This window comes from Streptomyces sp. RLA123 (assembly GCF_056270165.1).
The window spans coordinates 3,685,793-3,698,023 of sequence record NZ_JBWDOR010000003.1 but is presented as its reverse complement, the minus strand read 5'-3'; the positions used below and the strand labels follow the sequence as shown (position 1 = coordinate 3,698,023).

General features: G+C 72.6%; 12 protein-coding genes. 4 read left to right on the top strand and 8 right to left on the bottom strand.

The genetic code is table 11. The features are described 5' to 3' along the window. Positions 1-44: 44 nt before the first annotated feature. The 7 genes from RV983_RS16780 to RV983_RS16750 form a co-directional block, all read right to left on the bottom strand. Complete coding sequence (locus RV983_RS16780) at positions 45-2,084, bottom strand: glycosyl hydrolase family 28-related protein (protein WP_475986586.1); 2,040 nt, start codon at positions 2,082-2,084, stop codon at positions 45-47. A 205-nt stretch (positions 2,085-2,289) separates the two neighbouring features. Then, positions 2,290-3,471 carry a GDSL-type esterase/lipase family protein gene (locus RV983_RS16775; RefSeq protein WP_475986585.1) on the bottom strand — a complete coding sequence of 394 codons (1,182 nt, stop codon included), beginning with the start codon at positions 3,469-3,471 and terminating at the stop codon, positions 2,290-2,292. 75 nt (positions 3,472-3,546) lie between these two features. Next, complete coding sequence (locus RV983_RS16770) at positions 3,547-4,533, bottom strand: zinc-binding dehydrogenase (RefSeq protein WP_475986584.1); 987 nt, start codon at positions 4,531-4,533, stop codon at positions 3,547-3,549. Between the two features lie 100 nt (positions 4,534-4,633). Beyond that, entirely contained in the window at positions 4,634-5,065 is a 432-nt protein-coding gene (locus tag RV983_RS16765) for an SHOCT domain-containing protein (protein WP_475986583.1), read from the bottom strand. A gap of 73 nt (positions 5,066-5,138) precedes the next feature. Further along, entirely contained in the window at positions 5,139-5,633 is a 495-nt protein-coding gene (locus RV983_RS16760) for a hypothetical protein (protein ID WP_475986582.1), read from the bottom strand. Continuing rightward, complete coding sequence (locus tag RV983_RS16755; RefSeq protein ID WP_475986581.1) at positions 5,630-6,187, bottom strand: N-acetyltransferase family protein; 558 nt, start codon at positions 6,185-6,187, stop codon at positions 5,630-5,632. The genes RV983_RS16760 and RV983_RS16755 overlap by 4 nt, the downstream gene beginning before the upstream one ends. 56 nt (positions 6,188-6,243) lie before the next feature. Then, a complete protein-coding gene (locus RV983_RS16750) occupies positions 6,244-6,819 on the bottom strand; it encodes a TerD family protein (protein ID WP_475986580.1) in 576 nt (191 codons plus the stop codon). A 134-nt stretch (positions 6,820-6,953) separates the two neighbouring features. Between RV983_RS16750 and arfB the strand changes: the two genes are divergently transcribed. Then, positions 6,954-7,397: an alternative ribosome rescue aminoacyl-tRNA hydrolase ArfB gene (arfB, locus tag RV983_RS16745; protein WP_475986579.1), complete on the top strand. Its 444-nt coding sequence runs from the start codon at positions 6,954-6,956 to the stop codon at positions 7,395-7,397. Positions 7,398-7,437: 40 nt separating this feature from the next. Here arfB and RV983_RS16740 read toward each other — a convergent pair whose 3' ends face one another. Next, on the bottom strand, positions 7,438-7,911 hold the full coding sequence (locus tag RV983_RS16740; RefSeq protein WP_475990352.1) for a flavin reductase family protein: 474 nt from the start codon (positions 7,909-7,911) through the stop codon (positions 7,438-7,440). 433 nt (positions 7,912-8,344) lie between these two features. Between RV983_RS16740 and cdgB the strand changes: the two genes are divergently transcribed. From cdgB to RV983_RS16725, 3 genes are all read left to right on the top strand, one after another. Then, positions 8,345-9,988, top strand: coding sequence for a diguanylate cyclase CdgB (gene cdgB, locus RV983_RS16735; protein WP_475986578.1), 1,644 nt, complete (start codon positions 8,345-8,347; stop codon positions 9,986-9,988). Between the two features lie 134 nt (positions 9,989-10,122). After that, positions 10,123-11,316: a sensor histidine kinase gene (locus RV983_RS16730; protein WP_475986577.1), complete on the top strand. Its 1,194-nt coding sequence runs from the start codon at positions 10,123-10,125 to the stop codon at positions 11,314-11,316. A 115-nt stretch (positions 11,317-11,431) separates the two neighbouring features. Further along, positions 11,432-12,133: a response regulator gene (locus tag RV983_RS16725; protein WP_475986576.1), complete on the top strand. Its 702-nt coding sequence runs from the start codon at positions 11,432-11,434 to the stop codon at positions 12,131-12,133. Positions 12,134-12,231: the final 98 nt, after the last annotated feature.

Below are 12,231 nucleotides of genomic sequence, written 5' to 3'. Positions count from 1 at the left end.
CACGGTGCGGTACGGGGGCGCGGGGCAGGTCGGCCCGGTCGCGACTACCAGGTGGAAGGCGCCGGCGGGACGACCACCGGCGGACGGTCGTCGCAGGTAATGGTGTTGGGCAGCTCCCAGGAACCGAGCCAGGGCCCGGTCGTGCCGCCGCCGTCGTTGCCGCCGAGGTCGTTCAGTGAGAACTCGGAACCGGTGGCGGGGAAGTTGAACGAACCGCAGTTGTTCACCCCGACCGCGCCCACGTTGCGGGCGTCGACGTTCTCGAAGGACGCGGAGCCGGAGGCGCGCGCGCTCACCACGGAGGTGCCGGTGCCGTCGACCCGAATGTCCTTGAAGTGCACGTTGCTGATGGAATAGGCGTCCTTCACCGGGAAGTCGGAGACCAGCATGATCGCGTTGTAGGTGTTGTCGAGGAAGTGGTCGCCGGTCACACGGATGTCGGCGTCGATGGACTTCTCCAGCGCGTAGAACCAGATCGCCCCGAGCCCGATGTTCCAGTTCAGCTCGTAGGTGCCCGCCCGCACCGTGGTGTTGCCGGTGATCCACAGGTGACCGGCGAACGGTTCGGCGCCGAAGCGGGAGCCCACCTGGAGGGCGCTGCCCTCACGGATCGGGTCGGCGATCAGGTTGCCGGAGACCGTGTTGTCGGTGCCCCCGTAGATCGCGATGCCGTTGGCGAGCACGGGAGTCTGCACCGTGTTGCGGTCGAAGGTGTTGCGGGCGTTCGCGGTCCTCTCCGACCACATGGCCAGCCCGTCGTCGCCGGAATTGCGGACGAAGTTGTTGCGGACCACCGAATCGGTCACGCCGGTGTGGAAGTTGAGGCCGTCCGCGATCTGGTCGGTGATGACGTTGCCGGTGATGCGCAGGTTCGACATCGGGCCGTCGAACCACATGCCCACCTTGGTGTGGTGGATGTACAGGCCTTCGATCGTGGAGTCGGAGAGCGCGCCGCCGATGCCGTTCACCTGGTCGGTGTCGATGCGCTCGCGGACGTCGCCCTCGATCGCGAAGCCCGACAGGTGGACGTCGTGGCTGCCGCCGGCCGAGGCGTCCTTGCCGTAGAAGCCGACCCCGGTGTGCACGGAGCCCTCGGGCGTCGGGGTGCCGAGCGCGACCTCCTTGCCCTTGATGACGGTGTACCAGTTGCCGGCACCCTCGATCGTCACGTCGTCGACGATGATGTGACGATTGACCTGATACGTCCCCGGCGGGATGTAGACCTTCAGATGCGCCCGGCGCGCGAAGGCGATCGCCTTGTCGATGGCGCCCGCGGAGTCCCGCCGCCCGGTCGGGTCGGCACCGAAGGCGAGCACGTTCGCGGCGACGAGGGCGATCCGCGGGGCGGCCACCAACTGCGAGTCCAGCAGGTCGATCGTCGTCGTCACGGCCCCGGCGCGGGCGGGAACGGTGAGCCGGACCTTCTCGCCGGCCTTGTACGTCCTGCCCAGCAACAGGCGCTGCTCGTCGTAGAAGTGGTTCGGCCGGAACGGCTTGCCGATCACCGGCGCCGGGCTGGTGGCGTTCGGCACGCAGCCGCACTCGGTGATCCACCAGTCGTCGTGGAGCAGCCCGGCCTGCGGGTCGTTGGAGAACGGGTACTGGTTGTAGAGCCAGGCGTACTGCGAGGTGAGCGTCATCGTCCGGCGGCCCTGCCCGCCGGCGGTCACGTCGAGCGGCGCGGTGATGCCGCCGCCGCCCGGCGCGTCCGGGATGCTGTAGCGCACGGTGATCGCGTTCGCGGCGCTCGGCAGGGTGAACTCCACGTACTGGCCGCGCTCCAGGGTCACCGCCTTCCGTCCGGACGCCTCCGCGGGGAGGGTGTACGCACTGCGGCCGGGGCCGATGACCGTGCCGTTCGTCGCGGCGTTCTCCGCCTCCTGCTCGGCGAACCCCGGGTCGGCGCCGCGTCCGGCGACCAGCGCCGGATCCAGCGCCGCCCGCGTCACGACCGGGCCGGCGGACTTCGTCCCGGCGGTACCCGCCTGCGCGGTGCCGCCGAGCCCGAGCCCGATCCCGGCCGCCGCCGCGACCACCGCGACCGTTCTTCGCCAGGTGTTCCTGCTCCTGCTGCTCCCTGCCATCCCCAGCTCGTTTCTCTCGTAGGCGCGACCGCCCTGGACGTGCGAGGCGGAGCGGACGTCGTGAGGTGAGGCGACAGTAAGGACCCGGCGGACGGCTCCACAAGGCTCATGCGCGATGTTTTCGTCCCCCTGGTGACGAAGTGCGGATCTCTGTCTCTTTCTTGCACTGCTTACGTGGATCGTTGCGCAGGGGTGGGCCGGGCGGTCAGCGGTCCGAGAAGGGCCCGCCGGGGGCGAAGGCGCGGGCGGCGAAGCGCCGGCCCATACGCCGGTAGCCGGCCGCGTTGGGGTGCAGGCAGTCCGGCAGGTCGCTCACGTCGTCCGGGCCGAACAGCTCGCGGCCGTCGAGGTAGTGGAGCCGGCGGTCGCCCGCCACGGCCCGGTCGGCGACGATGCGGGCCAGCTCCGCCCGGATGACGGTCAGGGTCAGGGCGCCGCCGGGCACGTCGCCGGGGTCACCGAGGGCGACGACGCGCGGGCCGGCGGCGGAGACGTCGGGCGCGGTGGGGCCCGGGGTGGTCTCCACGGCGGGGCAGCTGATGGGGGAGACGACCAGCAGCGGGGTGCGGGGGTGGCCCTCACGGACGGTGTCCAGGAAGCCGTGCACGGCCGGCCCGAACGAACGCAGCCGGAAGGCGGCCTGGTTGACGATGTTGATGCCCAGCTTGAGGCTGATCAGGTCGGCCGGCAGGTCCCGGATGGTCCGGGCGACGTACGGATCGAGCATGGCGTTGCCGCCGAGCCCCAGGTTCAGCAGCTCGGCCCCGGCGAGGGACGCGGCCAGGGCCGGCCAGGTCGCGGTGGGGGAGTCGGCGGCGGCGCAGTGGCTGATGGAACTGCCGTGGTGGACCCAGCGCGGGCGCCCGGTCGGCCGGGGCGGCAGCACCTCGGCGTCGGCCCGGAGGCCGACCACTTCCGTCCGGGTCTGCTGGGGCAGCCACAGTTCGAGGTCCTTCTCGCCTTCCGGCAGGCCCTCGAAGCGCACCCGGCCGGGCAGTCCCCGCTGCAGGCGCGCGGGCTGCGCGAAGAGGTCCGTCTTGTGCAGGACGTGGCCGCGCGGGGCGGGCCGCGTCTCCGCGTACACGCCGTCCACGGTCAGGTCGACCGCCCCCGCGGGCAGCGGCTCCGTGCTCCCGTCGAGCTGCCACACGGAGGTCAGCAGCTCCAGTTCGACGGCGCGGGCCGCGGTGCGGAACGCGAGCCGCACGCCGGACGGCAGCGCGGTGACCTCGTCCATGAAGACGTCCGGGTACTGCGAGCGCGTCCATGCGGGCAGGCGGCGCGGCAGCAGTCCGGCCGCGGTGCGCTCCAGGTCGAGGGCGCCCCGGAACTCCACCGGTCCGCCGTCGAGCGGGATCTCGCGCAGGGCGCGCAGCGCGGTTGTCACACTCTTCCCCTGCCCGCGACCTGTGCCGGGCACACGGAATGTCCGGCGAACGGGGCCGCGGGCGGGAGCGGCCGGTCAGGGGATCAGGACGACCTTGCCCGTGGTGCCCCGGGTCTCCAGGGCGGCGTGGGCGGCGGCCGCGTCCGCGAGCGGGAAGCGGTGGACGGCCGGCAGCAGCCGTCCGGCCGCCGCCTTCGCCAGTGCCTGCTCCTCCAGGGCGCGCAGGCCGCCGGGACCGCCTGCCCGCGCCATGGCCGGGCCGAGGACGACGGCGGAGGTGATGCCGCGCGCGGCCCGTTCCTCGTCGGTCAGTTCCCGTGCCCGGCCGGAGGCCCACCCGTAGACCACGTGCCGCCCGCCTGGGCCGAGCAGGTCCACCGCCCCGCGCCCGAGGTCCCCGGAGACCGCGTCGAAGACGACGGTGGCGGCCCGCCCGCCCAGGGCGGCCCGGGCGGTCTCCGTCCAGCCGTCCGCCGTGTAGTCCACGGCCGCGTCGGCGCCCAGCTCCCGGACCCGCGCGGTCTTCGCCGGACCGCCGGCGAGCCCGAGCACGGTCGCCCCGGCGCTCGCGGCGGCCTGGACGAGAAGGGTGCCGATGCCGCCGGCCGCCGCGGTCACGACGGCCACGTCGTCCGGGCCGACCGGAGCCTGGCGCAGGATGCCCATCGCCGTACGGCCGGTGCCGACCATGGCGACGGCCTCGGCGAAGCCCAGAGCGTCCGGCACTACGTGGAGCCTGTCGGCGGAGGTCACGGCGAGTTCGGCGTAGCCGCCGGGCACCATGCCCAGGTGGGCGACGACGCGCCGGCCGAGCCACGCACGGCCGGCGCCCTCCCCGACGGCGTCGACGGTGCCGGCGACCTCGCGCCCGGGGACCGTCGGCAGGACGGGCAGCGGGTAGGGGCCGTCGAAGTCGCCCGAGCGCAGCGCGGTGTCGATCCTGTGGACCCCGGCTGCGGCGACCGCGATCCGCACCTGGCCGGGGCCGGGTGCGGGGTCCTCGGTCGTCTCGTACCTCAGGTTGGCGGCCGGGCCGAACGCGTGGAGACGGATGGCGTGCACGAAGTGCCCCCTGGGGAAGAACGCGGAACAGTGAGCGGGCGGCCGGACCGGGTCCGCACCGCCCACTGTTCGTCCTCAACCGGGGTTGAGGTCAACCGCGTCACGCCAGGATTCTCGCCTTGGCCTTCTGGTACTCCTCCTCGGTGAGATGGCCGTTGCTCTTGAGGTCGGCGAGCTTGGCGAGCTGGTCGACCGGGCTTCCGGCCGCGGCGTGCGCCCCGGCCGCACCGGCGGTGCCGTCGCCCCCGCCCGCCGCGGCGTCGCGGACGTACTGCTTGAAGGCGGCGTCCGCCTCCTTGACCTGCTTCTGGTCCCGCTCGGCCATGCTCTTGCCGCGGGCGATCACGTAGACCAGCACGCCGAGGAAGGGCAGGAAGATGAGGACGATGATCCAGCCGGCCTTGGCCCAGCCGCCCAGCGAGTGGTCGCGGAAGAGGTCGCCGATGATCCGGAAGAGCAGGAAGAACCACAGCACCCAGCAGAAGATCAGGAGCATGGTCCAGAACAGATTCAGCAAGGGGTAGTCGTCCATGGCCCCCAGTGGACGGCGGCCGCAAGGGTCCTGCACTCCGGATGGGGCCGTCCGGGGGATGCGCCCGAACGGGTCACACGCGCGGGAAACGGGACTGGAGCTCCCAGATCGCCGGGTTCGCGTCCAGGCCGTCGTGCATGTCGGTGAGGTCGGCGATCAGGTCGTGCAGGAAGTCGCGGGCCTCGCGGCGCAGCTCCGCGTGGGCGAAGGCGAGCGGCGGCTCGTCCGGCGCCCAGTCGGCGGTGACGTCCACCCAGCCGAAGCGGCGCTTGAAGCGCAGGCGGTCGGTCGACTCCGTGAAGTCCAGCTCCGCGTGCTGGGGGCGGGCCGCGCGGCCGCCGAGCGGGTCGCGGTCCAGGTGCTCGACGATGGCGCACATCGCCCACGCGAAGTCGAGGACCGGCACCCATCCCCAGGCTGTGGACAGCTCGCGGTCGGCCTTGACGTCCGCCAGGTAGACATCCCCGCAGAACAGGTCGTGGCGCAGCGCCCGCACGTCCGCGGTGCGGTAGTCGGTCTGCGGGGGGTCGGGGAAGCGGCGGGAGAGCGAGTAGCCGAGGTCGATCACCCGCCGATGGTACGTGGCGCCTCCGGCGGCAGGTCCTTGTGCAGGACGGCGCAGGGGCGGCCCATCTGGCGGTCCTCGCGGTGGTCCACGACCCGGTAGCCGAGCGCGGTCCAGAACGCGAGCCCGCCGGGGTTGCTGTCGAGCACCGCCAGGCGTACGCCGTCCCGCCCGGCGGCCCGCAGCCGCTCCTCGACGCGTCCGGCGAGCTCCCGGCCCAGGCCCGCCCCCTGCCGCCCGCCGTGCACCATCAGCAGGCCGATCCACGGGTACGGGTCGAGGGGGTCCGGGTGCTCGGCCAGGGTGACGGCGATGCCCGCCAGGGCGCCGTCGGCGCCGTCGCGGGCGAGCAGCACCTCCGCGGCGGGGTGCGCCAGTTCGGCGTTGAGGGCCGAGGCGACCTGTGCGGAGGTGATGCGGTCCGGGTCGGGGAAGTCGCCGCTGGAGCGGTGGAAGGCGGCGTTGGAGGCGTACAGCTCCGTCAGCTCGCCGAGCGCGCCGGGCGGCAGGGCGCCGTCGCGGGGGACGAGCGGTTCGAGGGGCTGGAGAAAGGGCATGCCCCGCACGCTAGGCGCGTGCGGGGCACGAGTCACCCGGATATGAGCGGGGTCGCTCAGAGACCGACACCGAAGTCGGTGGCGATGCCGGACAGGCCCGAGGCGTAGCCCTGGCCCACGGCGCGGAACTTCCACTCGGCGCCGCTGCGGTAGAGCTCGCCGAAGACCATGGCGGTCTCGGTGGCAGCGTCCTCGCTCAGGTCGTAGCGGGCGATCTCGGCACCGCCGGCCTGGTTGATGATGCGGATGTAGGCGTTGCGGACCTGGCCGAAGTTCTGGGTGCGCGTCTCGGCGTCGTAGATCGAGACCGGGAAGACGATGCGGTCGAGGTCGGCGGGCAGCGCCGCCAGGTTGACGTTGATCGCCTCGTCGTCGCCCGCGCCCTCGCCGGTGCGGTTGTCGCCGGTGTGGACGATGGACTGGTCGGGGGTCTGCTTGTTGTTGAAGAAGACGAAGTGGCCTTCGGAGTAGACCTTGCCGCCCGTGTTGAGCGCGATGGCGCTCGCGTCGAGGTCGAAGTCGGTGCCGGTGGTCGTACGGACGTCCCAGCCCAGGCCGACCGTGACGGCCGTCAGGCCCGGAGCTTCCTTGGTGAGCGAAACGTTGCCGCCCTTGGACAGGCTTACAGCCATGGGAGTCCCCTCCGTGATGTCGGTCGTACGTGCCGACGCTGACGCTACCTTCACCGGGGTCAACGCGGTCAGGGGCGCGCACGGTTCCTTAACGGCGCTAAAACCCTGTGACGTGGGCGCCCCCGGCCGGGATCATGGGGAGCATGTCCGGATCGCTGCCGCTCGTCGTCCGCGGCTCGGTCTCCGTCCCGGAGGCCGAGCTCCAGTGGCGTTTCTCCAGGTCGTCCGGTCCGGGCGGCCAGCATGTGAACACCTCCGACAGCCAGGTGGAGCTGCGCTTCGACCTGGCCGCCACGGAGTGCCTGCCGCCGGTGTGGAAGGAACGCGCCCTGGAGCGCCTCGCCTCCCGCCTGGTGGGCGGTGTGGTGGTCGTACGGGCCTCGGAGCACCGCTCGCAGTGGCGCAACCGGGAGACGGCGCTGACCCGTCTCGCGGCGCTGCTCGCCGAGGCCACCGCGCCGCCGCCGAGGGTGCGCAGGCCGACGAAGATCCCGCGCGGGATCAACGAGCGGCGGCTGCGGGAGAAGAAGCAGCGCGGCGAGACCAAGCGCGGGCGCGACGCGCGGGGCTGGAACTGATCGACGCGGGCCGGCCGCCGGCCCGCCCGCGCCGCCGGCCTCAGCTCAGATGCCGGTAGCGGCCGCGGAAGTACACCAGGGGCGCGCCGTCGGCGCTGGGCGTGCGGGCCGTCAGCACCCGTCCGATGACCAGGGTGTGGTCACCTGCCGTCACGCGCTGGTCGGTCTCGCACTCCAGGACCGCGAGGCCGCCGCCGAGGATGGGGGCGCCGGACGCCTCGCCGCGGTAGTAGGCCACGTCCTCGAACAGCAGGCGGTCGCTGATGCGGCCGCGCATCGCGAAGCGCCCGGCGATGTGCCGCTGGCTCTCGCTGAGCACGGAGACCGCCCACCGCGGGCAGCGCTCCAGCACGTCGTCCATCCGGGAGTCCTCGCGCAGGCTCACCAGCACCATGGGCGGATCCAGGGAGACCGAGATGAAGGCGGTCGCGGTCATGCCGACGTCCTCGCCGCTCGGGCCGTCCTCGGGGTCGTGTGCGGTGACGAGGACGACACCCGCGGCGAGGCGGCTCATGGCGGCGCGGAAGGCTTCGCCGTCCACAACCGGGGGCTCTGGCTCGGAACCGTCGGGCACGGTCCCAGGATGCGGGATCACGGGCGGGGAGGTGATTGACTGTGGCACGCCACGACGCTAGCCGCACTGACGCCGCACTCGCATCGGACTTCGGATCGAGCCTGGTCCTAGGACCTCCCCCGGACCCCGGTTCCGCCGTCCGACCCCCGCTCACCTGGCCGCTTGTGTTCAATGAGTGAAGGCAATCCCCCGGCGAGCTCTACGCTGCGTGATCGGAACACGACAATCATCTGTGACTTGAGTCACAGGCGCCATGAATTGTTGACCCTGTGTACCGGTCGTGGTGCTCGCTGTGATTCAGTTGCGGTGGGAATCGGACCACAACGGACCACAAGCAGTCTCAGGAGTTGTCGTCGAGGGCCCGGGAGAGCGCATGGACACCGAGTCGGAGCCGTATGTCCGCCTCGCGACCCTGCGCCAGGTGCACCAGGTGGTGGCGGACCTCAACACCGGGCGCAGCCTCGCCGACACCCTGCAGGCCGTCGCCGACGGGGTGGTCAAGGGCCTGGGCTTCGAGCTGGCCGTGGTCAACCTGGTCCGCCCGGACAGCGACCTGGTGGTCGCCGCCGTCGCCGGGAGCGCTGCCGCCGAGGCCCTGATGGCCGGACGCGTGGGTTCGCGCACCTCGTGGGAACGCCGGCTGACCATGGGCGAGCGCTGGGGCACGCTGCGCTTCATACCCCATCACGAGGGCTGGGTGCTGGACGGCGACGACGTCCCGAGCTGGCCCGGCGACGGACCGCTGCCCCGCTTCCCCGACGAGTGGCACCCCGAGGACCGGCTGCTCGCCCCGATGTACGCCAATCCCTCCGGGGCCGGCGAACTGATCGGCGTGATCTCCGTGGATCGTCCGGTGGGCGGCCGCCGCCCCGGCCCCTGGGGCCGCGAGGCGCTGCAGATGTACGCCTTCCAGGCCGCCATCGCGATCAGCAACGCGCGTCTACGTGCAAATATGCAACGCGCGCTGGTCCGCCTCGAGCGTGAGCAACAGGCGCTGCGGGCCAGCGAGGAGAGCTTCCGGCAGGCCTTCGAGTATGCCCCCAGCGGTATGGCCATCGCCGAGATGGGCGGCGACCAGCACGGCAAGCTCGTGCGGACCAACGACGCCCTGTGCCGGCTGCTCGGCCGTCCCGCGGCCCTGCTGCGGCGCCACTCCTTCTCCGACCTCGTCCACCCCGAGGACGTCGGCGTCCTGCTGCGCACCAGCGCCGAGGGGGGCCGAGCCGAGCTGCGCCTGCAGCGCCGCGACAACTCCTACCTGTGGGTGAGCCTGCGCAACTCCGTGGTCGCCGACACCGCCGACGGACCCCGCTTCCTGCTCACCCACGTCGAGGACATCGAGGAGCGCAAGGGCCGCGAACTGGCCCTCGCCCACCGCGCCAGCCACGACTCGCTCACCGGCCTGCCCAACAGCGCCGAGCTCCGCGCCCGCCTGTCCGGCAGGATCTGCTCCCGGCCGCAGGCCCCGGACGCCGACGGCCACACCGCGGCGGACATCGGCGACGAGTTCGCGTACAACTACGGCTTCGACCCGATCGAGGGCGGCGTGCCCCCGCTGGCCGGCTACGACCACCACACGCACACGCTCCCGCCCGCCGACGACCCCGAGGGCGGCAAGGGCCTCGCGGTGCTCTTCTGCGACCTCGACGGCTTCAAGTCGATCAACGACCGGTTCGGCCACCACACCGGCGACGCCGTCCTCATCGAGGTCGCCCGCCGGCTCACCAGCGCGGTGCGCGACGGTGACACCGTTGCCAGGCTCGGGGGAGACGAGTTCGTCGTCCTTGCCGACGGCCTGGGCCGCGAGGACGCCGAGGACCTCGCCGTGCGGCTGCGGAACGCGATCATCCCCCCGATCCGCTTCGAGGGGCGCGCGGTCCGGGTCGGGGCGAGCTTCGGCATCGGCTGGGCGGGCTGCGGCATGACCGCTGAAGAGGTGCTGCACTCCGCCGACCAGCGGATGTACATCGAGAAGCGCTCCCGCAACGGCACGCGCAGCCACCGCCGCGCAGGCTGAGCTGTCCCGCTTCACCGGCGTTCACCCGCGCCCGAATCCTCCTCCATCAGGGGTCCACGTCCAACCTGCGGAGTACCCGGGATCGCTCTGCCGGTTGACTCCCGCACACGTTCGCCGTGCCTACGCTGGGTTACGTGCAGCGTCTCTACGACTTCCTCCGCCGTCACCCGACCTGGGTCGACACCTTCTGGGCCGTCGCCCTGCTCGGGTTGTCGAGCCTGTGGATGGCCGCGGGGGACATCGGCAAGGGCTCGCGCGCGGCGGCCATCCCGCTGTCCCTGGCGCTGTCCCTGGTGGTCGCACTGCGCCGCCGGGCGCCGGAGCGGATGCTGCTGCTGGCGATCGCGGTCGGCGTCGCGCAACTGGTGGCCGATGTCCGTGTGAACCCGGGCGACTTCGCCATGCTCGTGATCATCTACACCGTCGCCGCCAACGGCGAGCTGCGGGCGTCCCGGCTGGCGCTCATCGGCGGACTGCTGGCCTCGCCCATCGCGTCGGTGCGCTGGCCCGACGCGCACCAGAGCAGCTGGGCGCAGGCCGTCGGGGCGGTCTTCGTGGCCATCCCCTTCGCCCTGGCCTGGGTCATCGGGGACAGCCTGCGCACCCGGCGCGCCTACTACGCGGAGCTGGAGGAGCGGGCCGCCCGTCTCCATCGCGAGCGCGAGGCCCAGTCGAAGGCGGCGGTGGCCGCCGAGCGCGCCCGGATCGCGCGCGAGCTGCACGATGTCGTCGCGCACAATGTGTCGGTCATGGTGGTCCAGGCCGACGGCGCGGCCTATGTGCTGGATGCCTCGCCCGAGCAGGCCAAGCAGGCCCTGGAGACCATCTCCACCACCGGACGCCAGGCGCTCACCGAGATGCGCCGGCTGCTGGGCCTGTTGCGTGCCGGGGACGCCGTCGGCGGGGAGTACGTTCCGCAGCCCGGTGTCGACCAGCTCGGCGACCTCATAGAGCAGGTGCGCGGCGCGGGGCTGCCGGTGGTCTTCGAGGTCGAGGGCGATGCCCGCCCGCTGGCCAGCGGCGTGGAGCTGACCGCGTACCGGATCGTCCAGGAGGCACTGACCAACACCCGCAAGCACGGCGGCCCCGACGCGCGGGCCAGTGTGCGGCTCACCTTCCGCGACAGCGAACTGGCCCTGCTGATCGAGGACGACGGGCGCGGCGCCCAGCAGGAGGTGTACGAATCGGGCGGCGAGGACGGCCAGGGCCAGGGGCTGATCGGGATGCGCGAGCGGGTCGGCATGGTCGCCGGCACCCTCGACGCCGGCCCGCGGCCCGGCGGCGGCTTCCGGATCGGCGCGGTGCTGCCCGTGAAGGCCGCGCGGTAGCGGCCGCCGCGGCCGCCGTGCCGTGCACGACAGGCACGGCAGGCACGGCAGACATGACAGGCGTGCCGGAACGGCCGGCACGGGACCAGACACAGGGAAAGAGGCACCGGTACCCATGGCGATCCGCGTGATGCTCGTCGACGACCAGGTGCTGCTGCGCACCGGTTTCCGCATGGTGCTCCAGGCCCAGCCGGACATGGAGGTCGTCGCCGAGGCGGGGGACGGCGCCGAGGCGGTGGAGACGCTGCGCTCCACCGCGGTGGACGTCGTGCTGATGGACGTCCGCATGCCGAAGCTCGACGGGGTGGAGGCGACCCGGCTGATCTGCGCCGCCGCGGACGGCACGACCCGCGCCAGGGAGGCCGGCGAGGGCCCGCGGGTGCTGATCCTGACCACCTTCGACCTCGACGAGTACGCCTTCTCCGCGCTCAAGGCGGGCGCCAGCGGCTTCATGCTCAAGGACGTCCCGCCCGACGAGCTGCTGGCCGCGATCCGCGCCGTCCACAGCGGCGACGCGGTCGTCGCACCCAGCACCACCCGGCGCCTGCTGGACCGCTTCACGCCCCTGCTGCCGAGCGTGTCCCAGCCCAGCCGCAAGGAGCTGGACCGGCTGACCGACCGCGAGCGCGAGGTGCTGCTGCTGGTCGCCCAGGGCCTGTCCAACGGGGAGATCGCGGCGCAACTGGTCCTGAGCGAGGCGACCGTGAAGACCCATGTCGGCCGCATCCTCACCAAGCTCGGCCTGCGCGACCGCGTACAGGCCGTGGTCCTGGCCTACGAGACCGGCCTGGTCCGCGCCGGCGGCGGCGCGGGGTAGCTCACACACCGTCCGCTGCGGCTTCTCCGCCGTCCGTGGACGGGCTCATGGCACTGCTGGCCGACTGTGTGGACGCCTGGGACACCGCTCAGGCGACC

Excerpts from the sequence above, each read along its gene's own strand:
- cdgB (WP_475986578.1), top strand. The coding sequence starts at position 8,345 with ATGGACACCGAGTCGGAGCCGTATGTCCGCCTCGCGACCCTGCGCCAG.
- RV983_RS16755 (WP_475986581.1), bottom strand. The coding sequence starts at position 6,187 with ATGCCCTTTCTCCAGCCCCTCGAACCGCTCGTCCCCCGCGACGGCGCC.
- RV983_RS16740 (WP_475990352.1), bottom strand. The coding sequence starts at position 7,911 with ATGAGCCGCCTCGCCGCGGGTGTCGTCCTCGTCACCGCACACGACCCC.
- RV983_RS16780 (WP_475986586.1), bottom strand. The coding sequence starts at position 2,084 with ATGGCAGGGAGCAGCAGGAGCAGGAACACCTGGCGAAGAACGGTCGCG.
- arfB (WP_475986579.1), top strand. The coding sequence starts at position 6,954 with ATGGGGAGCATGTCCGGATCGCTGCCGCTCGTCGTCCGCGGCTCGGTC.
- RV983_RS16750 (WP_475986580.1), bottom strand. The coding sequence starts at position 6,819 with ATGGCTGTAAGCCTGTCCAAGGGCGGCAACGTTTCGCTCACCAAGGAA.
- RV983_RS16725 (WP_475986576.1), top strand. The coding sequence starts at position 11,432 with ATGGCGATCCGCGTGATGCTCGTCGACGACCAGGTGCTGCTGCGCACC.
- RV983_RS16765 (WP_475986583.1), bottom strand. The coding sequence starts at position 5,065 with ATGGACGACTACCCCTTGCTGAATCTGTTCTGGACCATGCTCCTGATC.